Source organism: Mycobacterium marseillense (assembly GCF_010731675.1).
GTDB lineage: Bacteria > Actinomycetota > Actinomycetes > Mycobacteriales > Mycobacteriaceae > Mycobacterium > Mycobacterium marseillense.
This window is the reverse complement of sequence record NZ_AP022584.1, coordinates 4391710-4413798: the sequence shown is the minus strand read 5'-3', so window position 1 is coordinate 4413798 and position 22089 is coordinate 4391710. Positions and strand designations below refer to the sequence as shown.

Sequence of the window (22089 nt, the reverse complement as noted above, 5' to 3'; positions counted from 1 at the left end):
GATGACTGAGCATCCCGCGCACGAGGCCGGCCGCCGCTCCCGCGAGGCGGTGGCGGCCCGGGACAAGGACGCCTGGCTGGCGGTGTTCGCCGACGACGCGATCGTCGAGGACCCGATCGGCCCCTCCGCGTTCGACCCCGAGGGCAAGGGGCATCGGGGCCGTGATGCGATTTCGGCGTTCTGGGACAAGGCGATCGCCCCGACCGCGAAGATCGAGTTCGTCTTCCGCGACACCTATCAATGCGGCAACGAGGAAGCCAACGTCGGGCACATCCTCATCACGACGGGCGACTACCAGACGACCGCCGAGGGCGTGTTCACCTACAAGGCCAACGACGAGGGCAAGCTGGTGGCCCTGCGCGCCTATTGGGAGATGGACCGCGCGGCGGCCAACACGCGCAAGGTCTAGATCGGTTCCAGCCCGGCCAGATGCCGCTGGGCGAGGTCGCGATAGGCCTGCGGATTCACCTTCACCCACATCTCGGCGCCGGTTCCGGCGACCGGGCCCCTGATCTGGGCCGGGGCGCCGACCGCCAGCATCCCGGCCGGGATCTGCGTGCCGGCGGTGACCAGTGAGTGCGCGGCGACCAGGCTGCGCGCGCCGACGACCGCGCCGTCCAACACGGTGGCATGGTTGGCGATCAGCGCCTCGGGCCCCACGTGCACCCCGTGGATGACGCACAGATGCGCCACCGTCGCGCCGGGACCGATGTCCACCGGGATGCCGGGAGGGGCGTGCAGCACCGACCCGTCCTGCACATTGGCGCCCTCCCGGACCACGATGGGCCCGTAGTCGCCACGCAGGACGGCGTTGAACCAGATAGATGCCCCGGCCTCCACGACGACGTCACCGATCAAGGTGGCCGTCGGGGCCACGAAAGCGGTGGGATCGACCCGCGGCGCGCGGCCCTCGAATGCAAACAGCGGCATCGTCTACATATACCCCAGCACGCATATATCCCAGCCAGGCTCGCCTTCGTTGCGCGCCCCCACCGCAAAACTGTAACGTGTTCTAGTTAGAGGGCTATGAGTTGGAGGTGACAGGTGAGTACCGACACCAAGGCGGTCGGCATCCGGGAAATCGATCCCGGCGCGTTGCCGACCAGGTACGCCCGCGGCTGGCACTGCCTGGGCGTCGCGAAGGACTTCCGGGACGGTAAGCCGCATTCGATCGAGGCTTTCGGCACCAAGCTGGTGGTCTTCGCCGACTCCCACGGGGACATCAAGGTCCTCGACGGCTATTGCCGGCACATGGGCGGAGATCTGTCGGAGGGCACCATCAAGGGTGACGAGGTCGCCTGCCCGTTCCACGACTGGCGCTGGGGCGGCGACGGCCGCTGCAAGCTGGTGCCGTACGCCAAGCGCACGCCCAAGACGGCGCGCACCCGGTCGTGGTCGACCGATGTTCGGGGCGGCCTGCTCTTCGTCTGGCACGACCACGAGAACAACCCGCCGGACCCCGCCGTGCAGATTCCGGACATCCCGGAGGCCCACAGCGACGAGTGGACGGAATGGCGGTGGAACCGCATCCTCATCGAGGGGTCCAACTGCCGCGACATCATCGACAACGTCACCGACATGGCGCATTTCTTCTACATCCATTTCGGGTTGCCGACGTACTTCAAGAACGTCTTCGAGGGGCACATCGCCTCGCAGTACCTACACAACGTGGGCCGGCCCGACGTGAACGACCTCGGCACGTCTTACGGTGAGGCGCACCTGGATTCCGAGGCGTCCTACTTCGGGCCGTCGTTCATGATCAACTGGCTGCACAACAGCTACGGCGGTTACAAGGCCGAGTCGATCCTGATCAACTGCCACTACCCGGTGACTCAGAACTCGTTCGTGCTGCAGTGGGGTGTCATCGTCGAAAAGCCCAAGGGCATGGACGAAAAGATGACCGACAAGCTGTCGAAGGTGTTCACCGAGGGTGTCAGCAAGGGCTTCCTGCAGGACGTCGAGATCTGGAAGCACAAGACCCGCATCGACAATCCGCTGCTCGTCGAAGAGGACGGGGCGGTTTACCAGCTGCGCCGCTGGTATCAGCAGTTCTACGTCGACGTCGCCGACATCGAGCCGGAGATGGTGGAACGTTTCGAGATCGAAGTGGACACCACCCGTGCCAACGAGTACTGGAATTCCGAGGTCGAGGGGAACCTCAAGGCGGCCAAGGACTCCGAGGACGTTCCGGCGGAGCAACACTAGGAATCATGGGCGACGATCAGCCGGAGGTACCTGACGTCGATCGGCTTGCGCGGTCGATGTTGCAGTTGCACGGCGATCACCACGACCACGAGGACAAGCCCGCCAGCAACCGTGGGTCTGGCTCCTGGTCGAAGTCAAGGGATTTCGCCAACGATCCGCAGCGTGCGGCCGCTGTGGCCGAAGCCAGCCGCGCCGACCGTGAGCGCTATCTCAACTCGGGTCTGTTGCCGGTGGACTGCCGTTTCTGCCACGTCCGCGTCACGGTCCGCCGGCTCGGGCCGGGACACACTGCGGTGCAATGGAATAACGAGGCGTGGCAGCGCTGCGCGCACTTCACCGAGGTGCGGGAGTCCGGCGGTGACACCGCGCGCACCCGGTCCTGTCCCAAACTGAGCGACAGCATCGAGCATGCCGTCGCCGAGGGCTACCTCGACGACGAGCCGGACGCCGACTGAGTGATTCTCGCGGCCCCGTGACTCACAGCCCGGCGAATCGCTCCTTGACCGTCTCGGTGCTGAGGCCATAGTCGGCCAGCGAGTAGGAGTGCTTGGGCGCCCGCTCACCGGCCTGGCTGTCGGCATGGGTCTTTTCCATGGCGGCCTTCGCCTCGTCGGTCAGTGTCATGCCGAAATGCCGGTAGATGTCGGCCACGGTGCCCATCGGGTCGGCGATCAACTGCCGGTAGTCGACGTCGTAGAACTGGTCCGGGCTGTATTTGGCCCGGGCGGTGTTGAACCGCTCCAGCCCCCGCGACCAGGTTTCCATTGCGTCAGCGCCTATTTGGGCGCCGGTGAACGTCGTGGACCATCCCTCGGCGGTGTGCTGCGCGAGCGAGCACATCGAGGCCATGATCGTTTCGACGGGCCGATGGGTCTGGATCACCAGCGCGTCGGGGTAGGTCGCCATCAACGCGTCCAGCGCGAAGAGGTGACTGGGATTCTTCAGCACCCACCGCTTGTCGGCGTCGTTGAGGCCGATCAGCTGAAGGTTCTTGCGGTGTCGCTGATATGACGGCGTCCAGTCCTGCTCCGAGAGCCAGTGCGCGTAACTCGGCAGGTGCGCGAGCGTTTCGTAGGACACCGAATGCAGCGACTGCCGCAGCAGCTGCCAGCACTCCTCCAGCTCGTAGGCAGCCATGAAGTGCAGGCCCGTGTAGCCGGGGTTGTCCTGGTGGTGCTGGGTGAATTGCGCGTCGAGCTGACGGTACAGCGGGTGCGACTCCCAGGTCTCGCGCGGCGGGCGCGGTTGCGGGAATTCCGCCAGCCACATGTGCAGGCCCTGATGTGCGGGATCGGCGCCCAGGAGCCGGTGCAGCGCCGTGGTGCCGGTGCGCACCAGACCGGTGACGAAGATGGGGCGTTCGATGGCGACGTCGGCGTACTGCGGGTGTTGCTTCCACGCGGCCTCCGACAGCAGTCGCGCCACCAGCGCTCCGCGCAGGAAGAAGCGATTCATCTTGCTGCCCAACACCGTAAGGCCCGCCTCGGTCCGGTAGGAGTCCAGCAGCACGGACAGCGCTTCGCGATAGTTGTCGTCATCGACGCCGAAGTCGTCGAGCCCGGTCAGCTTGGTGGCCGATGCGTGCAGCTCGTCGACGGTACCGATATCGGTGCGATCGGACATTACGTGTGATACTCCCCGCAGTTGACGTCCAGCGTCTGCCCGGTGATGCCGCTGGACAGATCGCTGGCCATGAACAAAATTGCCGAGGCTACCTCGTCCTCGGTGGGCAGCCGCTTGAGATCGGAGTTCGCCGCGGTGGCCTCGTAGATCTGCTCGGCCGTGGTGCCGTACTTGCCGGCCTGATGGTTGAAGTACGCCTGCAAAGTGTCACCCCAGATATATCCGGGCGCAACGGAATTGACGCGGATGCCCTGCTCGCCGAGCTCGGTGGCCAACGACTGGGACATGGACAGCAGCGCGGACTTGGCCATCTTGTAGGCGCCGTACTTGGCCTGTGAGTGCCGGATCACCATGGAGTTGACGTTCACGACCGACCCCTTGGATTCCGCCAGCGCCTCGGTGAAGCCCTGGATCAGCCGCAGCGCACCGAGCGCACTGAGCTCGATCGCGTCACGAATGTGCTGAAAAGTGGTGCCGGCCAACGGCTTCATCGACGGCACCCGGAACGCGTTGTTGATCAGCACGTCGACCTTGCCGTAGGCCTCGAGCGTGGCGGCGACCAGGTTGCTCACCTGCTCGTCATCGGTGATGTCGGTGCGCACCGTCGTCGCGCGGCCTCCGATATCGGCGATCTGCTTGGCGACGTCGTCCAGTCGTTCCGGCGTGCGGGCGGCCAGCACCAGGTCGGCGCCCGCTCGCGTGCATCGGTGCGCCAGTGTGGTACCCAGGCCCGGACCGACGCCGCTGATCACCACTACCTTGCCATCGAGCAACTTCGTCATCCCAGCATCCTCGCCTGAATTTGTTGTTGGCGCAGCGCGATTCGCGCACGCCATTCATCCTCGGAAATCTTATTGTGCTCGAAGAACGGCAGCGCCGCCGCCACGGCGTCGAGGTCGACCAGTTCGACGGTGGGGCCGTCGGCATCGGTGAGCTGCCGCGACACCCGCTGCCAGCGGAACTGCAGGATGCCCTTGCGATGGCCGAGGGTCTCCACCCAGTTGGTCACCCCGGGGTTCTGGTCGGCGACGACGATGCGCACCTTGCCGTCCGGATCCGCTTGCGCCTGAGTGTTGTTCAGCGAGGTCTGGTGGTTGATGTAGTCCAGCGAGATGTACCACAGGCTGCCCAGCTGGAACCCCAGATAGGGAGCGTCGGTGACCGGGATGGTGATCACCAGCGCCTGGTCGGGCCGTAGCTCGTAGTGCCCCACCGACGAGTACTGCGTCGCCAGACCGCCGGGCGTCAACCGCGGGGCGACCATCGTGTTGACCGGGATGTTGAAATAGAACCACTGCGGGAACTGCAACCACGTCTTGACCCGGTTCACCAGTTGCTTTCCGGCTGTGGCAAAACGCTTTTCGATGGTTGCGCGACTCAGCGGCGGCGGCGCGGTGCCCGCTGTGTCCAGCCGGGAGATGGCCAACGTGCCGCGCTGCGCGGCCCAGTCGCCGTACACCTCGCGGATGACCAGCTGTCCGGGATTGGCCGGCCGAACCCGCCATTCGAAGCGGCCGTCGGGAGCGATCTCCAGCTCCCGGTCGTCGAAGGCCGCCTGGCTGACGGGCACGTTGTCGTCCGTGTACTCACCGCCGAGCAGCTGGAAACTCAGGTCGGTGGTGGTGCCGCGCTGGCCGGTGACGACGTAGTCGTGGTTGGCGTGCACCCGGGTGCCGAAGTACAGCGTGTCGGGGTTGTCCAGGCCCATCTTGGTGAACGGCCCGGTGCCCGACTGCAGGAAGGGATGGTCGCGGTCGTAGTCGAAGGCCAGATGCGTGCAGGCCGCAACGCAGCCCGCCAGGTATTGGAGCCCTTCGAGCAGGTCGGCTTCGGTCTCGATGTGCGGCGCGGCGGCCACCAGCTCTTCGGCCTCGGCGATCGCCTGCGTAAGCGGGCCGGAAAAGGAATTTGCGGACACGCCTAGACGCTAGAACGTGTTCTACTTTTTCGTCAATGGCGAACATTCCCGCGTGTCGGCCGCGGGGTTCAAGGACGAGGCAGGTTCGCTACGGCGGGCAGGCGTGCGACAGCTCGATCAGGTGCTGCCGTACGTCGGGATGCCGGTTCAGGTAATCGATCACGCTACCGTTACCGCCCTCCCCGCGTGACTTGTCCTGCAGCTGCTGGTGGAGGTCGGGATGGCGCTGCAGGTACGCGTCGATGGAACTACCCACGTCCTGATCGCAATCCGCGGCGGCTGTGCCCGCCAAAGGCACCGCGATCACCATCGCGGCGGTCGCAGTCAGTAGCCCCCCGGCGAGCAGGCCGAAGAGTCCGCGGCCACGAGCGCCGACTGTCTTGGATGTGCTCATGCCCACCAGGCTACGCGCGCTACCTTTGCGTAGCCTGTGCGCGCCGTCGCCAAAGCGGCAGGTCAGCGAGAGGCCGCCGCGCCGCTTTCTTGCTCACGCTTGATCTCCAGCGCGATGTCGATCAGCTGGTCTTCCTGGCCGCCGATGAGCTTGCGCTGGCCGGCCCGGTGCAACAGTTCGTGCGGTGGGACGCCGTAGCGCTCGCCCTGGCGGATGGCGTGCTTGAGGAAGCTGGAATACACCCCGGAGTAGCCCATGATCAGCGCGTTGCGGTCAAGCAGGCACTCGGCGGGCATGGCGGGGGCGACGACCTCTTCGGCGGCGTCGGCGATGTCGAAGAAGTCGATGCCGGTCTTCACGCCGATCTTGTCGAACACCCCGATCAGGGCCTCGACGGGAGCGTTGCCCGCCCCGGCCCCGAAGCGGCGGCACGAGCCGTCGATCTGCTTGGCGCCGGCCCGCACGGCCTCCACACTGTTGGCCACCCCCAGACCGAGGTTCTCGTGGCCGTGGAAGCCCACCTGGGCGTCATCGCCGAGTTCGGCGACCAACGCGGCGACCCGGTCGCGCACGCCCTCGAGGACCAGCGCACCGGCCGAGTCGACGACGTAGACGCACTGGCAGCCCGCGTCGGCCATGATGCGGGCCTGGGCGGCCAGCTTCTCCGGGGCGATGGTGTGGCTCATCATCAAGAACCCGACGGTTTCCAGGCCGAGTTCGCGGGCCAGGCCGAAGTGCTGGATCGAGACGTCGGCCTCGGTGCAGTGCGTGGCGATCCGGCAGATCGAGCCGCCGTTGTTCTGGGCCTCTTTGATGTCTTCCTTGGTGCCCACGCCGGGCAGCATCAAGAAGGCGATCTTGGCCTCTTTGGCGGTCTCGGCGGCGAGCTTGATCAGCTCCTGCTCGGGGGTCTTGGAGAACCCGTAGTTGAAGCTCGAGCCGCCCAGCCCGTCGCCGTGGGTGACCTCGATGACGGGTACGCCCGCGGCATCCAGGGCGGCGACGATCGCGCCCACCTCGTCGGCGGTGAACTGGTGGCGTTTGTGGTGCGAACCGTCGCGCAACGACGTGTCCGTCATCCGGACGTCCCAGACCGGGTTGAAGAAGATGTCAGTGCTCATGATTGGGCTCCTCCGGCCGTCGCGGTCAAGGATTCCTTGGCGATCTCCTCGCCGACCTTGGTCGCCGCGGCGGTCATGATGTCCAGGTTGCCCGCATACGGGGGCAGGTAATCGCCGGCGCCCTCGACCTCGACGAACGTGGTGACCAGGGCTTGGCCGCCGGAGTTGATCGACGGGTCGTCGAACTGCGGGTCATTGAGCAGCCGGTAGCCGGGCACATACGTCTGCACCTCGGCGACCACGTCGTGGATGGATTGGGCGATCGCGTCGCGGTCGGCGTCCTCGGGGATGGCGCAAAAGATGGTGTCGCGCATGATCATCGGCGGGTCGGCCGGGTTCAGAATGATGATCGCCTTGCCGCGGGCGGCCCCACCGATGGTCTCCACGCCCTTGCTGGTGGTCTTGGTGAACTCGTCGATGTTGGCCCGGGTGCCGGGACCGGCCGATAGCGAGGCGACCGAGGCGACGATCTCGGCATACGGCACGCCACCGAGGTCGGCGACCGCACGCGACACCGCATACACGATCGGGATCGTGGCCTGTCCGCCGCAGGTGATCATGTTGACGTTCGGCGCGTCCAGGTGAGCGCGCAGGTTGGCCGGGGGGATCACCGCCGGACCCACCGCCGCCGGCGTCAGGTCGATGGCCCGGATGCCGGCGGCCTCGTACTTGGGTGCGGCGTCGCGGTGCACGTAGGCGCTGGTCGCCTCGAACACCAGATCGGGCTTGTCCGACTGCGCCAGCAGCCAGTCCACGCCCTCGTGGGTGGTCTCCAAACCCAGCTTGCGGGCCCGCGCCAGGCCCTCACTCTCCGGGTCGATGCCGACCATCCAGCGCGGCTCGAGCCAGTCCGATCGCAACAACTTGTAGAGCAGGTCAGTGCTGATGTTGCCCGACCCGACAATGGCCACACTCGCCTTAGTCGGCATGATGCCCCTTTTCGAACTGCTGAGATTTAAGTTAGTCGATTTAATTCGAGCCTATTCGAACGATAACCGCACCGAACCGAGGCCCGCGAAGTCGGCGACGAAGTCGTCGCCGGGGTGCGCGTCGATCGCCTTCGTGCACGATCCGGGCAGCACCACGTCGCCCTTGCGCAACCGCACGCCGAAGCCGTCGACCTTGCGGGCCAGCCAGGCCACCGCGGTGACGGGGTTGCCCAGGACCGCGTCGGTGCGGCCCTGCGCGACGACCTCGCCGTTGCAGCGCAGCACCGCGTCGATCCCCTTGACGTCGATGTCGCGCGGGGAGACCCTGGCCTGCCCCAGCACGAAACCGGCCGACGAGGCGTTGTCAGCGATGGTGTCGCACAGCTCGATTTTCCAGTCGGTGATCCGGGTGTCGATCAACTCGATGGAGGGGACCAGCGCCTCGGTCGCCGCCAACACGTCGTCCTCGGTGCAGCCGGCTCCCGGCAGGTCCGCGTTCAACACGAAACCGACCTCCACCTCCACCCGCGGATACAGGTAGCGGTTCGCCTTGACCGGGGTGTCTTCGAACAACTGCATCTCGTCGAGCAAATGCCCGTAGTCCGGCTCGTCGACGCCCATCATCTGCTGGATCGCCAACGACGACAGCCCAACCTTGTGGCCCAGCACCCGGGCCCCCTCGGCGACCCGCTGCCGGATGTTGATCAGCTGGATCTCGTACGCGTCGACGACGTCGATGTCCGGGTAGGCGGCGGTCAACGGGGCGATCGGCTCACCGCTCCGCTCGGCCTGCGCCAAGTCGGCAGCCAGCTCGTCGCGGGTAGCAACACTGAGCATTTTCTACGTCTCCTCGTACCGTCGACCCGGGCCAGTAGCGGCCGCCCCGGGCAATTCTATAACGTGTTCTACATGTCAGCGCAGGAGTACGACGTCGTCGTGGTCGGGAGCGGCGGGGCCGGCATGGTGGCCGCCCTTACCGCCGCTCACCGGGGTCTTTCCACCATAGTCATCGAAAAGGCCCCGCACTTCGGCGGCTCGACCGCACGGTCGGGCGGCGGCGTTTGGATCCCAAATAACGAAGTGCTCAAGCGTGACGGGGTCAAGGACACCACCGAAGCGGCCCGCACCTATCTGCACGGGATCATCGGCAGCGTCGTCGAGTCGGAACGCATCGACACCTACCTCGAGCGTGGGCCCGAGATGTTGTCGTTCGTGCTCAAGCACACCCCGCTGAAGATGTGCTGGGTGCCGCGGTATTCCGACTACTACCCCGAGTCGCCGGGCGGGCGCGCGGAAGGCCGGTCGATCGAGCCAAAGCCGTTCAACGCCCGCAAGCTCGGCGCCGACGAGTCCGGCCTGGAGCCCGCGTACGGCAAAGTTCCGCTCAACGTTGTGGTGATGCAACAGGATTACGTGCGGCTGAACCAGTTGAAGCGTCACCCGCGCGGCGTGCTGCGCAGTTTGAAGGTCGGCGCCCGCACGATGTGGGCGAAAGCGACCGGCAAGAACCTCGTCGGCATGGGCCGGGCGCTGATCGGTCCGCTGCGGATCGGGTTGCAACGGGCCGGTGTGCCGGTGGTGCTCAACACCGCCCTCACCGATCTGTACGTCGAGGACGGCGTGGTGCGCGGTGTCTATGTGCGCGGCGCCGACTCATCGGAATCGGCTGAGCCCCGGCTGATCCGGGCCCGCCGCGGGGTGATCCTGGCGTCGGGCGGCTTCGAGCACAACGAACAGATGCGGGTGAAATACCAGCGGGCGCCGATCACCACCGAATGGACGGTGGGCGCGGTGGCCAACACCGGCGACGGCATCGTCGCCGCCGAAAAGTTGGGCGCCGGACTGGAATTGATGGAAGACGCCTGGTGGGGCCCGACCGTCCCACTGGTGGGTGCGCCGTGGTTCGCGCTGTCGGAGCGCAACTCGCCCGGATCGATCATCGTGAACATGTCCGGCAAGCGGTTCATGAACGAGTCGATGCCCTACGTCGAAGCCTGCCACCACATGTACGGCGGCGAATATGGCCAGGGTCCAGGGCCGGGCGAGAACATTCCCGCGTGGCTGGTCTTCGACCAGCAGTACCGGGACCGCTATATCTTTGCGGGATTGCAGCCCGGACAACGCATTCCGCGCAAGTGGCTGGAGTCGGGCGTCATCATCACGGCCGACACGCTGGCGGAGCTGGGGGCCAAGGCCGGCCTTCCAGTGGACGAATTCACCGCGACCGTGGAGCGTTTCAACGGTTTTGCGCGCTCCGGCATCGACGCGGACTTCCAGCGCGGCGAGAGCGCCTACGACAAGTACTACGGCGACCCGACCAACAAGCCGAACCCCAACCTCGGCGAAATCAGCCACGCGCCGTACTACGCCGCCAAGATGGTGCCCGGCGACCTGGGCACCAAGGGCGGCGTCCGCACCGATGTCCACGGTCGGGCCCTGCGTGACGACGGCAGTATCATCGAAGGCCTTTACGCCGCCGGCAATGTCAGTGCCCCGGTGATGGGCCACACGTACCCCGGTCCGGGTGGCACCATCGGCCCGGCCATGACGTTCGGCTACCTGGCGGCATTGCACATTGCGGAGGAGAGCTGAAATGCCCATCGACGTCGACGTCGCGCTGAATGCCGAGCTGGATCCCATCGAGTTCTCTTGGGCCAGCAGCGATGTGCAGCTCTATCACCTCGGGCTGGGCGCGGGCGCGGACCCGATGGACCCGCGCGAGCTGCGCTACCTGGTCGACGACACCCCGCAGGTGCTGCCGACGTTCGGCAACGTGGCCGCCACGTTTCACGCCACGAAGCCGCCGACGGTGCAGTTCCCGGGTATCGACATCGAGCTGAGCAAGGTGCTGCACGCCAGCGAGCGGGTCGAGGTGCCCGGCCCGCTGCCGCCATCGGGCTCGGCCAAGGCCGTCACTCGGTTCACGGACATCTGGGACAAGGGCAAGGCCGCGGTGATCTGGAGTGAGACGACGGTGACCGCGCCGGACGGCACGCTGTTGTGGACGCAGCGCCGGTCGATCTTCGCCCGCGGCGAAGGCGGCTTCGGTGGTGAGCGGGGCCCGTCCGGGGGCGACACCGCGCCGGACCGGGCGCCCGACCTCGAGGTCGACGTGCCGATCCTGCCGCAGCAGGCCCTGCTCTACCGGTTGTGTGGCGACCGCAACCCGCTGCACTCCGATCCCGAATTCGCCGCTGCGGCAGGCTTTTCGCAGCCGATCCTGCACGGGCTGTGCACCTACGGCATGACCTGCAAGGCGATCACCGACGCGTTGCTCGACGGCGACACCGCCGCGGTGGCGGCCTACGGCGCGCGTTTCGCCGGGGTGGCATTCCCCGGCGAAACACTCAAGGTCGGCATCTGGAAGGAGAGCGGCCGCTTCTTGGCCAGCGTCGTCGCGCCCTCGCGCGAAAACGCTGTCGTGCTCTCCGGCGTCGAGCTGGTCCCGGCCTAGGGGCTTTTTCTCTTGCGCCCTTGCGCCCTTGCGCCGAGGGGCTCGGCTCGAGTGTGACAACACAGTCACATTCGGCGCCGAGCGTGACTGCACTGTCACGCTCGACACGCAAGCGCTTCACGCGCTCTGCGAACAATATCGGCGGGCCGGTCACCTGCGATCACCCTGACCACAATCCACCCACAACGCCGTAGTCTTTCGAGTCTCCTGATATCCCAGGCGTATTGCGAGTGATCGCTTCGATGCTGGTCGCCGTCATACTCGACGGCGACCTTAAGGTCGTCCCATCCCATGTCCAGAAAGGCAAAAGCGCTGCCGAATTCGTCGACCACCGGGATCTGGGTCCGTGGCCGCGGCAATCCGGCCCCCACCAAGACGAGCCGCAACCACGTCTCCTTGGGCGACTGGGCACCCGCATCGACGAGGTCGAGCGAGGCGCGTGCGCCCTCAATCCCACGCCGTCCGCGATACCGCGCCGCTAGCAACTCAGCATCGGCCATCTTGACATCGGTCACCCGCGCCAGCGCGTCGATCGCCGCGTGTCGGCTCCGGTCGAAAAGTGAGCAGGTAGTTCCGGTCGAAAAGTGAGCACCCTTCTGATTGGAGAGTGATCACTGTGGAGGATTGGGCGGAGATTCGCCGGCTGTATCGGTCGGAGAACCTGTCGCAGGCCGCGATCGCGCGGCGGTTGTCGCTATCGCGCAACACCGTGGCCAAGGCGATTAGCGCTGAGGCACCACCACGCTATGAACGCGCACCGTCAACGACGTCGGCGTGGGCGCAGATCGAGATTGCGGTACGGGTGCTGCTGGGCCAGTTCCCAACAATGCCGGCCACCGTGATTGCCGAACGGGTCGGCTGGACGGGTGGGCATTCCTGGTTCGCCGAGAATGTGGCCAGGATCCGCCCGGAGTACGCTCCAGCCGATCCGTGCGACCGACTGGTCCATCGGCCCGGTGAGCAGGTGCAGTGCGACCTGTGGTTTCCCGGAGCGCTGGTACCCGATCACGCCGGGTGCTTCGGTCGTTCCCGGTGCTCGTGATGGTTGCGGCATATTCGCGGTACATCGCGGCGATGATGATCCCGTCGCGAGTGACTGGGGATCTGCTGGCGGGGATGTGGCAACTGGTGCAGGATGTCGGCGCGGTTCCCCGAACACTGTTGTGGGACAACGAGTCCGGTATCGGTCAACGCGGTCGCCTCGCCGAGGGCGTGGTCGGGTTCTGCGGGTGTTGGCCACCCGGCTGATCCAGACCCGACCGTACGACCCCGAATCCAAAGGACTCGTGGAACGGGCCAACGGCTACCTGGAGACCTCGTTCCTGCCCGGCCGCGCCTTCTCCTCGCCCGCGGACTTCAACACCCAACTGTGGGCGTGGCTGGCCACGATCGCCAATCGCCGCACCCACGCGACCACGGGCCTGGTGCCCGCCGATGCACTCGCGGTGGATCGGGCGGTGATGGCCGCACTGCCACCGATGGCCCCGGTGACGGGAACGACGGTCACGACGCGGTTGGGTCGCGACTACTACGTCAGTGCCGGCGGCAACGCGTACTCGGTGCACCCGGAGGTGATCGGGCGGATGATCACCGTCACCACCGGGTTGGAGAAGATCACCGCTCACTGCGGTGACCGATTAGTCGCTGACCATCAAAGGCTCTGGGGCACAGCAGGTCTGGTCACCGATCCAGGCCATCTTGCGGCTGCAGCGGTGCTGCGGGAGCAATTCCGGCTCGTCCGGCCGCGGGGTCGCATCTGGCGGTGGACGTCGAGGTGGCCGATCTGAGTGCCTACGACGCGCGGTTCGGAACCGGGGAGGTCGCCTGATGCCCGCCAAGCGCACACCGTCAGCGCCCGGTGACGCCGACAAGCTCATCGCACATCAGGCCCGCTTGCTCAAGGCTCCGCGCATCGCCGAGCACTACCACCGGCTGGCCGAACAGGGCCGCGACGTCGGCTGGTCGCTGGAGGACTACCTGGGTGCGGTCTTGGCGGTGGAATCGAATGCCCGTGCGGAATCGGGTGCACGTCAACGCATCCGGTATGCCGGGTTCCCGGCGATCAAGACGATCACCGACTTCGACTTCACCGCCCAACCCGCCGTCGACCGCGCTCAGATCGCCCGACTGGAAGCCGGTGGCTGGCTTGCCGAGGCCCGCAACGTCGTGCTGCTCGGCCCACCGGGCACCGGCAAAACCCACCTGGCGACCGCGCTAGCGATCGCCGCCGCCCACGCCGGACACCGCGTCGCCTTCGCCCCGGCCACCGGCTGGATCACCCGACTGGCAGAAGCCCACCGCACCAACCGGCTCGAAGCCGAACTCCGCAAGATCAGCCGCTACGGGCTCATCGTCATCGACGAGGTCGGCTACATCCCGTTCGACACCGAAGCGGCCAACCTGTTCTTCCAACTGGTCTCCACCCGATACGAGAAATCGTCGATCATCCTGACCTCCAACCTGCCGTTCTCACGCTGGGGACAGGTCTTCGGCGAAGCCACCATCGCCTCAGCCATGATCGACCGGATCGTGCACCACGCCGACGTCATCGCCCTCAAAGGTGCCAGCTACCGCATCAAACACACTGCGATCGAATCCCTACCCTCCGTGGAAGCCGATCGTCAGGCAGACTCAACTCCGTAAACCTGCTCACTTTTCAACCGGAGCAGGCTGCTCAGGATTCAACCGGAGCCGACAGCCGCGACTGCGGTCGTGGTCGGATACCAGCACGCGAGGTCGAGAGCCGTGCGTGCCGGAGTCGTCACTGCGACTCCATCGATCCATACGAACTCGTCGCCTTCGAGTTTGTCGCCCCAGGTCTTGAGGCCTGATGGTGCATGCCGGTTGTCATGAATGATGTCAACGGGCCGCGTCGCGTCGACCCAGTTGCTCCCGAGCAGGCTCGCGGCCGAAAATCCCGCGAGCACGCCACGACGCCGGGACCACAACCACGCGGCCCGCGAGCGCATCGCGTGCGTCAACTCCGTGCCTTCACTGACATAGACATCGGGGAAGACACGCGTGTAGTTGCGGCGTAGCTGGCTGTGGGAAGCCACGCCGGCCGCTACGGCCTCACTGCCGATGAACGGTTCTCCCATGGCGGGAGTGTGCCATCGGCCTCTGACAACGTCCCGAGCGTGACACTGCAGTCACGGTCGAGCCCGAGCGTGACTGCACTGTCACGCTCGGCGGCGAGGCCGCGGCGGCGGAGTGTTAGCCGAGGATGAGGCCCGAGGTGGGCACGCCCGTACCCGCGGTGACGAGGACGTGCTCGACGTCGGGCACCGGGTTCACGGAAGTGCCCCGCAGTTGCCGCACGCCCTCGGCGATGCCGTTCATACCGTGGATGTAAGCCTCACCGAGTTGACCGCCGTGGGTGTTGATGGGCAGCCGGCCGCCGATCTCGATCGCGCCGTCGGCGATGAAGTCCTTGGCCTCACCGCGACCGCAGAATCCCAACTCCTCCAACTGAATCAGTGTGAACGGAGTGAAGTGGTCGTACAGCACAGCGGTCTGGATGTCGGTCGGCTTCAGGCCCGACTGCGCCCACAGCTGCTGGCCGACGACCCCCATCTCGGGCAGGCCGAGCTCGGGCCGGTAGTAGCTGACCATCGTGTACTGGTCGGGGCTGGAGCCCTGCGCCGCCGCCTCGATGATCGCGGGCCGCTGCTTGAGATCCTTCGCCCGCTCCGGCGACGTCACCACGATCGCGACCGCCCCGTCGGTCTCCTGGCAGCAGTCCAGCAGCCGCAACGGCTCGGCGATCCACCGCGAATTCTGGTGGTCCTCAATGGTTATCGGCTTCTCGTAGAAATACGCCTTCGGGTTCTTGGCCGCGTGCTTGCGGTCTGCCACCGAAATCGCGCCGAAGTCCCGGCTGCTGGCACCGGACAGATGCATGTAGCGCTGCGCGATCATGGCGACCTGCGCGGCCGGCGTGGACAGCCCGTGCGGGTAGGAGAACGAGTTGTCGGCCGCCGTCGAATCAGCCTGCACGCCCGCGTTGCCCACCAACCGGGTCTGCACCTGACCGAACCGCATGCCGGAGCGCTCGTTGAACGCCCGATACGCGACGACGACGTCGGCCACGCCGGTGGCCACGGCGATCGCCGCCTGCTGGACGGTCGCGCAGGCCGCGCCGCCGCCGTATCCGATCTGCGAGAAGAACTTGAGGTCACCGATGCTGGCCGCGCGCGCGACGGCGGTCTCGTTGTTGGTGTCCATCGTGAACGTGGTCAGCCCGTCGACGTCCGAGGGACTCAACCCCGCGTCGTCCAGCGCATCCAGGACCGCCTCGGCCGCCAGTCGCAGCTCGCTACGACCGGAGTCCTTGGAGAAGTCGGTGGCGCCGATGCCGACGATCGCAGCCTTACCCGACAACATCAGGAACCCCCGATCGTGAGCGTCACGTTCGCAATGACGTGATCACCAAGGCTGTTGCGGCCGAACACCTTCAGCGTGATCAGACCGTCGTCGATGGCGGTCACCTCACCGGAGAAGGTGACGGTGTCGTAGGCGTACCACGGCACACCGAGCCGCAGCCCGATCGACTTGATCAGCGCCGACGGCCCGGCCCAGTCGGTGACGTAGCGCTGCACCAAACCGGTGTCGGTGAGGATATTGACGAAGATGTCCTTGGAGCCCTTGGCCTGCGCCAGGTCCCGGTCGTGGTGCACATCCTGAAAATCTCTGGTGGCCAGGGCCGTCGAGATGATGAACGTAGGGGTGCCGTGCAGCTTGAGTTCGGGCAGGGTGGTGCCCACTTCAACAACGGGTGCGCTCATGCTTCGTCTCCCACGGGCTCCCAGGCGTAGAGGCTCCACTCCGGGCCGGATTCACCGGCCGGGAAGTCGATATAGGTTGCGCGGACCGGCATTCCGATCTTGATCTCGGCATGGTCGACGTTGCGCAGCTCACCAAGCAGGCGAACGCCCTCTTCCAGTTCGACCAGTGCGATCACGAACGGCAGCGTGCGACCGGGCACCTTCGGTGCGTGGTGCACCACGTAGCTGAACACCGTGCCTCGGCCGCTGGCGACTACGAAGTCGATCGGCTCGGCTTTGTCCTGCCACACCGCGGGCACCGGCGGGTGCTGCAGGGTGCCATCGGGGAGGCGTTGGATTCGCAGCTCGTGCGCCTTGACGCCCTCCCAGAAGAAGGCGGTGTCGCGCGACACCGCCGGACGCATCATGGCGTCGGCGTCGAGATCCTGAGGGACGGACGCGGTCGGGCCGGAATCCTCTCGCGGCCTGAATTTGAGTATCCGCCAGGCCATCTCGGCGACATCCTCGTCACCGACCCGCCAGGTGATGTGTTGGTTGATGAACCAGCCCTCGCCGAGACCGGTCTGCTTGGGGCCGACCACGTCGCGCATCTCGGATACGACGGTGACCTGCTCGCCGGGACGCAGATACCGGTGGTAGGTCTGTTCGCAGTTGGTCGCGACCACGCCGATGTAGCCGGCCTCGTCGAACAGCTGCATGATCGGGCCCATGGGGTCGTCGGTCGGGCGTTCCCCGCCCAGGCCGAACATCGTCCAGACCTGAATCATGGCCGGTGGGGCGACAATTCCAGGATGACCGGCGGCCTTGGCGGCGGTGTCGTCGACGTAGATCGGGTTGCGGTCCCCCAGCGCCTCGACCCAGTTGTTGATCGTCGGCTGGTTCACCGGATCGCGGGCCTCGCGCGGGGCAGCGACGACGGTGGCGGTGATCTCCGCAACCGCTTCCTTGATATCGGTCATCGAGGCACCCTCGGCACTTTGAGTCCGGCGGCGGCGATCATCTCGCGCATCACTTCGTTCACGCCACCTCCGAACGTGATCACCAGGTTGCGCTTGGTCTGGGAGTCCAGCCAATTGAGTAGGTCGGCGGTGTCCGAGTCCGCGGGGTTGCCGTACTTGCCGACGATTTCCTCGGCGAGCCGGCCGATGTACTGAACCCGCTCCGTGCCAAAGACTTTGGTCGACGCGGCGTCGGCGACGTTGATGTCCTCGCCGGCCGCGGCCACCTGCCAGTTGAGCAGCTCGTTGATCCGCCACATCGCGTGAATCTCGCCGAGCGCCCGCTTGACGTCGGCGTGGTCGATCGGCGTCACCCCGTCACTACCCGGCTTGGACGCCCAGGCGTGCACCCGGTCGTAGATGCCGGCGGTACGCCCGGCCGGGCCGAGCATGACGCGTTCGTTGTTGAGCTGGGTGGTGATCAGCCGCCACCCGCCGTTCTCCTCGCCGACCAGCATGTCGGCGGGCACCCGCACGTCGTTGTAGTACGTCGCGTTGGTGTGGTGGGCGCCGTCGGACAGGATGATCGGCGTCCAGGAGTAGCCGGGATCTTTGGTGTCGACGATCAGGATCGAAATGCCCTTGTGCTTCACGGCTTCGGGGTCCGTGCGGCAGGCAAGCCAGATGTAGTCCGCGTCGTGGGCGCCCGTGGTGAAGATCTTCTGCCCGTTGACGATGTACTCGTCGCCCTGGCGCACGGCGGTGGTGCGCAGCGAGGCCAGGTCCGTACCGGCCTCGGGTTCGGTATAGCCGATCGCGAAGTGCACCTCGCCGGCCAGGATCGCCGGCAGGAACTTCTTCTTCTGCATCTCGCTGCCGAACTGCTGCAGGGTCGGGCCGACCGTCTGCAGGGTGACCGCGGGCAGCGGCACGTCGGCGCGGTGCGCCTCGTTGACGAAGATCGACTGCTCGATCGGGCCGAAACCCAAGCCGCCGAACTCCTTTGGCCATCCCACGCCGAGCTTGCCGTCCTGGCCCATCCGCCGGATCACCGCGCGGTAGGCCTCGTTGTGACGGTCCTGCTCCATCGCCTTCATCTCGTCGGACGAGATCAGGTTCGAGAAGTACTCCCGCAGTTCCGCTTGCAGCTGACGCTGCTCCGGAGTCAGGTCTATGAACATTGCGCTCCCACCAGGTCGAGACGATGAGAAGGACCGCCCAGCAGCCGGGTCAGGTCCTTGATCGTGGAGTAGTACCGGTGCATCGGATAGGTGATGTCCATGCCCATGCCGCCGTGCAGGTGATGGCAGAGCTGCATCACCGGCGGCGCCTGCGAGGTGACCCAGTAGCCGAGGACATCCAAATCATCATCGGCGTCCCGTCCCTCCGACAGCCGCCACACGACCGACTTCGCCACCAAATCGATGGTGCGCGAGGCGATGTAGACCTCGGCCAGCTGCGCGGCCACCGTCTGGAAGGTCGACAGCGGCTTGCCGAACTGCTTGCGGTTGGCCACGTAGTCGGCGGTGAGGCGCAGCGCCCCGGCCACCAGCCCGCCGGCGTAGGCGCCGATGGAAGCCAGCACCAGCTGGTTGACGCGCTGCGCGGCGGCGCCCGCCAAGACGTCGGCGTCGTCGACGGCGACGTCGGCGAACGTGACCGTGTACTCGTCGGAGTCATTCGAGGTCGGCGTCTTGACCACCTCGACGCCGGCCGCTTTCGGCGACACCACGACCACCGCACTGTCGGCGGTGACGATCATCCAATCCGCTTGTCCGGCATAGCCGACGCCGACCTTGGTACCCGACAACCGGCCGCCCGCGAACGTGGTCGACGGCCGGTCCGGCAACGCGGCGCCGGGTTCGTTGAGCGCTGCGGTCAGCACGCCCCCCTTGGCGACACCCGCCAAAAACCGGTCGTGCTGCTGGTCGGAAGCGAGGTCGAGCAGCGGGACCACGCCGAAACCGAGGGTGGCCAGCGCCGGCGTGATGGCGCCGTGGCGACCGATCTCCGTCAGCACGGTGGCGACCTCGGGCAATCCCACCCCGTCGCCGCCGAGGCGCTCGGGCACCGGCAGGGCCGTCACCCCGCCGTCGACCAAAGCGTCCCAGGTCAATTCGCGCTGAGACACCGACGTCACGACGTCGGCGACCGCCTGTTGCGTCGCGGTGAGATCGAAATCCATCAGGACTTCACCGCGGATTTGCCGGTGTAGTCGACCTGCCAGTGCTTGATCCCGTTAAGCCAGCCCGACCGCAGTCGCTCGGGCTCCGAAATCGGCTTCAGGTCCGGCATGTGGTCGGCCACGGCGTTGAAGATCAGGTTGATCGTCATGCGAGCGAGGTTCGCGCCGATGCAGTAGTGGGCACCGGTGCCGCCGAAACCGACATGGGGATTCGGGTCGCGCAGGATGTTGAAGGTGTGCGGGTCTTCGAAGACCTCTTCGTCGAAATTGGCCGAGCGGTAGGACATGACGACCCGCTGGCCCTTCTTGATCTGCACACCGGCCAACTCGGTGTCCTCATTCGCGGTGCGTTGGAAGGCCGAGACCGGAGTGGCCCACCGAATGATCTCGTCCGCGGCGGTCACCGGGCGCTCCTTCTTGAAGAGCTCCCACTGATCGGGGTTGTTCGCCATGGCGATCATGCCGTGGGTGATGGAGTTGCGCGTGGTCTCGTTGCCCGCCACGGCGAGCATGACCACGAAGAAACCGAACTCGTCATCGGAGAGCTTCTCGCCGTCGATGTCGGCCTCGATCAGCGTGGTGACGATGTCGTCGGTGGGATTCTTGCCCCGCTCCTCGGCCATCGCCATCGCGTACGTGATCAGCTCCATCGAGGACTGCGCGGGATCGACGTGGGCGTACTCGGGATCGGTGCCCCCGGTCATCTCGTTGGACCACCGGAAAAGCTTGTCGCGGTCTTCCTGGGGAACGCCCAGCAGCCCCGCGATGGCCTGCAGCGGCAGCTCGCACGACACCTGCTCGACGAAGTCGCCGCTACCCTCGGCCGCCGCGGTCTTGGCGATGTTCTGGGCCCGCTGGTCCAGCTCGGCTTCCAGCCGTCCGATGGCCCGTGGCGTGAACCCGCGGGAGATGATCTTGCGCAGCCTGGTGTGGTGCGGTGCGTCCATGTTGAGCATGACGCTGCGCTGGAGCTCGACCTGCTCGCGCTTCATCTCCGGCGGCCACGTCGGGATGGCGCCGTTCATCCAGCTTGAAAAGACTTCGCTGCGCTTCGACACGTCCTTGACGTCAGCGTGCTTGGTGACGAGCCAGTACCCGTGGTCCTCGAAGCCGCCCGCGCCATTTGGGATGTCGACCCAGTGGATCGGCTCCGCCTTGCGCAGCAAAGCGAGTTCCTCGACGGGCAAACCTGCGAGGTTGACGTCGGGGTCAAGAAAGTCGAAGTCGGCGGGAATGTTGGGGGGTGCCATGCGTATGCGCTCCTCAATTGCAACGTGTTCTAGTGCCAGTAAAACACGGCTCCTGCGCAGATAAAAGGCAGGTCACCATCGTCGCTTGTCAGACTAATGAAACGTGTTCTAGCCTGACGGAATGGGTAACCCGGTAATCGTCGAAGCCACCCGCAGCCCGATCGGCAAGCGCAACGGATGGCTCTCAGGACTCCATGCCACCGAGCTGCTCGGTGCGGTGCAGAAGGCACTGGTCGAGAAGGCCGGCATTGACGGCGGCGACGTCGAACAGGTCATCGGCGGCTGTGTGACACAGTACGGCGAGCAGTCCAACAACATCAGCCGGGTCAGCTGGCTGGTCGCCGGGCTGCCGGAGCACGTGGGCGCCATGACCGTGGACTGCCAGTGCGGCAGCGGCCAGCAGGCCAACGGCCTGGTCGCCGGGCTGATCGCCGCGGGCGCCATCGACATCGGGATCGCGTGTGGAATCGAGGCCATGAGCCGCGTCGGGCTCGGCGCCAACGCCGGACCCGACCGCACCATCCTGCGGCCCGCGTCGTGGGACATCGACCTGCCCGACCAGTTCACCGCCGCGGAGCGGATCGCCAAGCGGCGCGGCATCACCCGCGAGGAGATCGATGAGTTCGGCTTCTACTCGCAGGCCAAGGCCAAGCAGGCCTGGGACGAGGGCCGGTTCGACCGCGAGATCTCCCCGATCGAGGCCCCGGCGCTCGACGAGAACAAGCAGCCGACCTCGGAGCGCGTCACCATCTCCCGCGACCAGGGCTTGCGCGAGACGAGCCTGTCGGGTCTGAGCGCGCTGAAGCCGGTCATCGAAGGCGGAATCCACACGGCGGGGACGTCGTCGCAGATCTCCGACGGCGCGGCGGCCGTGCTGTGGATGGACGAGGACAAGGCCAAGGCCCTCGGGCTGCGGCCGCGCGCCCGCATCGTCAGCCAGGCGCTGGTCGGCGCCGAGCCCTACTACCACCTCGACGGACCGGTGCAGTCGACGGCCAAGGTGCTGGAGAAGGCCGGCATGAAGATGGGTGACATCGACCTCGTCGAGATCAACGAGGCGTTCGCCTCGGTGGTGCTGTCCTGGGCGCGGGTGCACGAGCCGGACATGGCCAGGGTCAACGTCAACGGCGGCGCCATCGCGCTGGGCCACCCGGTGGGATCGACCGGCAGCCGCCTGATCACCACCGCCCTGCACGAACTCGAGCGCACCGACCAGACCACCGCGCTGATCACGATGTGCGCGGGTGGTGCCCTGTCCACCGGCACCATCATCGAGCGCATCTAGTTC

At 66.3% G+C, this 22089-nt stretch carries 22 protein-coding genes and 2 pseudogenes; 8 read left to right on the top strand and 16 right to left on the bottom strand.

All coding sequences use genetic code 11. From position 1 onward, the window contains the following. Nucleotide 1: 1 nt before the first annotated feature. Nucleotides 2-409 (top strand): nuclear transport factor 2 family protein, encoded by a 408-nt coding sequence (locus G6N26_RS20535; protein WP_067167630.1) that lies wholly within the window; start codon nt 2-4, stop codon nt 407-409. On the opposite strand, the gene G6N26_RS20530 is transcribed toward G6N26_RS20535, so the two are convergent. Continuing rightward, complete coding sequence (locus tag G6N26_RS20530; protein WP_014710862.1) at nt 406-930, bottom strand: gamma carbonic anhydrase family protein; 525 nt, start codon at nt 928-930, stop codon at nt 406-408. The two genes, G6N26_RS20535 and G6N26_RS20530, sit on opposite strands and share 4 nt — an antisense overlap. A gap of 114 nt (nt 931-1044) precedes the next feature. Here G6N26_RS20530 and G6N26_RS20525 point away from each other — a divergent pair, with 114 nt between their 5' ends. Further along, entirely contained in the window at nt 1045-2205 is a 1161-nt protein-coding gene (locus G6N26_RS20525; RefSeq protein WP_083014576.1) for a Rieske 2Fe-2S domain-containing protein, read from the top strand. Between the two features lie 5 nt (nt 2206-2210). Next, complete coding sequence (locus G6N26_RS20520) at nt 2211-2660, top strand: hypothetical protein (protein ID WP_083014572.1); 450 nt, start codon at nt 2211-2213, stop codon at nt 2658-2660. 22 nt (nt 2661-2682) lie between these two features. Here G6N26_RS20520 and G6N26_RS20515 read toward each other — a convergent pair whose 3' ends face one another. The 7 genes from G6N26_RS20515 to G6N26_RS20485 form a co-directional block, all read right to left on the bottom strand. Next, the gene (locus G6N26_RS20515; RefSeq protein ID WP_083014568.1) at nt 2683-3828 is read right to left on the bottom strand and encodes a sulfotransferase family protein; all 1146 of its coding nucleotides are present in this window, start codon (nt 3826-3828) and stop codon (nt 2683-2685) included. Further along, nucleotides 3828-4610 (bottom strand): SDR family oxidoreductase, encoded by a 783-nt coding sequence (locus G6N26_RS20510; RefSeq protein WP_083014564.1) that lies wholly within the window; start codon nt 4608-4610, stop codon nt 3828-3830. Before G6N26_RS20510 ends, G6N26_RS20515 begins: the two co-directional genes overlap by 1 nt. Beyond that, the gene (locus tag G6N26_RS20505) at nt 4607-5746 is read right to left on the bottom strand and encodes a hypothetical protein (RefSeq protein WP_083014562.1); all 1140 of its coding nucleotides are present in this window, start codon (nt 5744-5746) and stop codon (nt 4607-4609) included. Before G6N26_RS20505 ends, G6N26_RS20510 begins: the two co-directional genes overlap by 4 nt. Before the next feature lie 88 nt (nt 5747-5834). Beyond that, nucleotides 5835-6140, bottom strand: coding sequence for a hypothetical protein (locus G6N26_RS20500; protein WP_067167646.1), 306 nt, complete (start codon nt 6138-6140; stop codon nt 5835-5837). 62 nt (nt 6141-6202) lie between these two features. Next, nucleotides 6203-7261, bottom strand: coding sequence for a 4-hydroxy-2-oxovalerate aldolase (gene dmpG / locus G6N26_RS20495; protein WP_067167648.1), 1059 nt, complete (start codon nt 7259-7261; stop codon nt 6203-6205). Further along, nucleotides 7258-8190 carry an acetaldehyde dehydrogenase (acetylating) gene (locus G6N26_RS20490; protein WP_067167651.1) on the bottom strand — a complete coding sequence of 311 codons (933 nt, stop codon included), beginning with the start codon at nt 8188-8190 and terminating at the stop codon, nt 7258-7260. The genes dmpG and G6N26_RS20490 overlap by 4 nt, the downstream gene beginning before the upstream one ends. Before the next feature lie 51 nt (nt 8191-8241). Then, on the bottom strand, nt 8242-9027 hold the full coding sequence (locus G6N26_RS20485) for a 2-keto-4-pentenoate hydratase (RefSeq protein WP_067167654.1): 786 nt from the start codon (nt 9025-9027) through the stop codon (nt 8242-8244). 72 nt (nt 9028-9099) lie between these two features. Between G6N26_RS20485 and kstD the strand changes: the two genes are divergently transcribed. Further along, nucleotides 9100-10782, top strand: coding sequence for a 3-oxosteroid 1-dehydrogenase (gene kstD / locus G6N26_RS20480; RefSeq protein WP_083015133.1), 1683 nt, complete (start codon nt 9100-9102; stop codon nt 10780-10782). 1 nt (nt 10783) lies between these two features. Beyond that, the gene (locus tag G6N26_RS20475; protein ID WP_083014560.1) at nt 10784-11644 is read left to right on the top strand and encodes a MaoC/PaaZ C-terminal domain-containing protein; all 861 of its coding nucleotides are present in this window, start codon (nt 10784-10786) and stop codon (nt 11642-11644) included. A gap of 95 nt (nt 11645-11739) precedes the next feature. Here G6N26_RS20475 and G6N26_RS20470 read toward each other — a convergent pair. After that, a pseudogene (locus G6N26_RS20470) lies at nt 11740-12183 on the bottom strand (endonuclease domain-containing protein); the annotation flags it as partial. A 77-nt stretch (nt 12184-12260) separates the two neighbouring features. On the opposite strand from G6N26_RS20470, the pseudogene istA reads away from it, so the two are divergent. Together istA and istB are read left to right on the top strand one after the other, a co-directional pair. Then, nucleotides 12261-13472 (top strand): annotated as a pseudogene (gene istA, locus G6N26_RS20465) (IS21 family transposase). After that, the gene (gene istB / locus G6N26_RS20460; RefSeq protein WP_083020620.1) at nt 13472-14287 is read left to right on the top strand and encodes an IS21-like element helper ATPase IstB; all 816 of its coding nucleotides are present in this window, start codon (nt 13472-13474) and stop codon (nt 14285-14287) included. Before istA ends, istB begins: the two are co-directional and overlap by 1 nt. A 38-nt stretch (nt 14288-14325) precedes the next feature. Here the strand turns inward: istB and G6N26_RS20455 are convergent, their stop codons facing one another. From G6N26_RS20455 to G6N26_RS20425, 7 genes are all read right to left on the bottom strand, one after another. Continuing rightward, nucleotides 14326-14742, bottom strand: coding sequence for a hypothetical protein (locus tag G6N26_RS20455; RefSeq protein ID WP_232067493.1), 417 nt, complete (start codon nt 14740-14742; stop codon nt 14326-14328). Nucleotides 14743-14857: 115 nt separating this feature from the next. Beyond that, entirely contained in the window at nt 14858-16027 is a 1170-nt protein-coding gene (locus G6N26_RS20450) for a lipid-transfer protein (protein ID WP_083020565.1), read from the bottom strand. Continuing rightward, nucleotides 16027-16428: a MaoC family dehydratase gene (locus tag G6N26_RS20445; RefSeq protein WP_067171407.1), complete on the bottom strand. Its 402-nt coding sequence runs from the start codon at nt 16426-16428 to the stop codon at nt 16027-16029. The genes G6N26_RS20450 and G6N26_RS20445 overlap by 1 nt, the downstream gene beginning before the upstream one ends. Then, the gene (locus G6N26_RS20440; RefSeq protein WP_083020556.1) at nt 16425-17387 is read right to left on the bottom strand and encodes a bifunctional MaoC family dehydratase N-terminal/OB-fold nucleic acid binding domain-containing protein; all 963 of its coding nucleotides are present in this window, start codon (nt 17385-17387) and stop codon (nt 16425-16427) included. The genes G6N26_RS20445 and G6N26_RS20440 overlap by 4 nt, the downstream gene beginning before the upstream one ends. Next, nucleotides 17384-18547 carry an acyl-CoA dehydrogenase FadE29 gene (gene fadE29 / locus G6N26_RS20435; protein WP_067171411.1) on the bottom strand — a complete coding sequence of 388 codons (1164 nt, stop codon included), beginning with the start codon at nt 18545-18547 and terminating at the stop codon, nt 17384-17386. Before fadE29 ends, G6N26_RS20440 begins: the two co-directional genes overlap by 4 nt. Beyond that, nucleotides 18538-19551, bottom strand: a complete 1014-nt coding sequence (locus tag G6N26_RS20430) for an acyl-CoA dehydrogenase family protein (RefSeq protein WP_083020548.1) — start codon at nt 19549-19551, stop codon at nt 18538-18540. Before G6N26_RS20430 ends, fadE29 begins: the two co-directional genes overlap by 10 nt. Continuing rightward, on the bottom strand, nt 19551-20801 hold the full coding sequence (locus G6N26_RS20425) for a cytochrome P450 (RefSeq protein WP_067171415.1): 1251 nt from the start codon (nt 20799-20801) through the stop codon (nt 19551-19553). Before G6N26_RS20425 ends, G6N26_RS20430 begins: the two co-directional genes overlap by 1 nt. Nucleotides 20802-20922: 121 nt before the next feature. Here G6N26_RS20425 and G6N26_RS20420 point away from each other — a divergent pair, with 121 nt between their 5' ends. Then, entirely contained in the window at nt 20923-22086 is a 1164-nt protein-coding gene (locus G6N26_RS20420) for a steroid 3-ketoacyl-CoA thiolase (RefSeq protein ID WP_067171417.1), read from the top strand. Nucleotides 22087-22089 lie beyond the last annotated feature (3 nt).

Bases quoted from the DNA above. Each gene is read 5' to 3' on its own strand.
- G6N26_RS20445 (WP_067171407.1), bottom strand. From the start codon at position 16,428: ATGAGCGCACCCGTTGTTGAAGTGGGCACCACCCTGCCCGAACTCAAG.
- G6N26_RS20500 (WP_067167646.1), bottom strand. From the start codon at position 6,140: ATGAGCACATCCAAGACAGTCGGCGCTCGTGGCCGCGGACTCTTCGGC.
- fadE29 (WP_067171411.1), bottom strand. From the start codon at position 18,547: ATGTTCATAGACCTGACTCCGGAGCAGCGTCAGCTGCAAGCGGAACTG.
- G6N26_RS20440 (WP_083020556.1), bottom strand. From the start codon at position 17,387: ATGACCGATATCAAGGAAGCGGTTGCGGAGATCACCGCCACCGTCGTC.
- G6N26_RS20475 (WP_083014560.1), top strand. From the start codon at position 10,784: ATGCCCATCGACGTCGACGTCGCGCTGAATGCCGAGCTGGATCCCATC.
- G6N26_RS20455 (WP_232067493.1), bottom strand. From the start codon at position 14,742: ATGGGAGAACCGTTCATCGGCAGTGAGGCCGTAGCGGCCGGCGTGGCT.
- G6N26_RS20420 (WP_067171417.1), top strand. From the start codon at position 20,923: ATGGGTAACCCGGTAATCGTCGAAGCCACCCGCAGCCCGATCGGCAAG.
- G6N26_RS20450 (WP_083020565.1), bottom strand. From the start codon at position 16,027: ATGTTGTCGGGTAAGGCTGCGATCGTCGGCATCGGCGCCACCGACTTC.
- G6N26_RS20530 (WP_014710862.1), bottom strand. From the start codon at position 930: ATGCCGCTGTTTGCATTCGAGGGCCGCGCGCCGCGGGTCGATCCCACC.
- dmpG (WP_067167648.1), bottom strand. From the start codon at position 7,261: ATGAGCACTGACATCTTCTTCAACCCGGTCTGGGACGTCCGGATGACG.
- G6N26_RS20490 (WP_067167651.1), bottom strand. From the start codon at position 8,190: ATGCCGACTAAGGCGAGTGTGGCCATTGTCGGGTCGGGCAACATCAGC.
- G6N26_RS20515 (WP_083014568.1), bottom strand. From the start codon at position 3,828: ATGTCCGATCGCACCGATATCGGTACCGTCGACGAGCTGCACGCATCG.
- G6N26_RS20535 (WP_067167630.1), top strand. From the start codon at position 2: ATGACTGAGCATCCCGCGCACGAGGCCGGCCGCCGCTCCCGCGAGGCG.
- G6N26_RS20430 (WP_083020548.1), bottom strand. From the start codon at position 19,551: ATGGATTTCGATCTCACCGCGACGCAACAGGCGGTCGCCGACGTCGTG.
- G6N26_RS20485 (WP_067167654.1), bottom strand. From the start codon at position 9,027: ATGCTCAGTGTTGCTACCCGCGACGAGCTGGCTGCCGACTTGGCGCAG.
- G6N26_RS20425 (WP_067171415.1), bottom strand. From the start codon at position 20,801: ATGGCACCCCCCAACATTCCCGCCGACTTCGACTTTCTTGACCCCGAC.
- kstD (WP_083015133.1), top strand. From the start codon at position 9,100: ATGTCAGCGCAGGAGTACGACGTCGTCGTGGTCGGGAGCGGCGGGGCC.
- G6N26_RS20520 (WP_083014572.1), top strand. From the start codon at position 2,211: ATGGGCGACGATCAGCCGGAGGTACCTGACGTCGATCGGCTTGCGCGG.
- G6N26_RS20510 (WP_083014564.1), bottom strand. From the start codon at position 4,610: ATGACGAAGTTGCTCGATGGCAAGGTAGTGGTGATCAGCGGCGTCGGT.
- istB (WP_083020620.1), top strand. From the start codon at position 13,472: ATGCCCGCCAAGCGCACACCGTCAGCGCCCGGTGACGCCGACAAGCTC.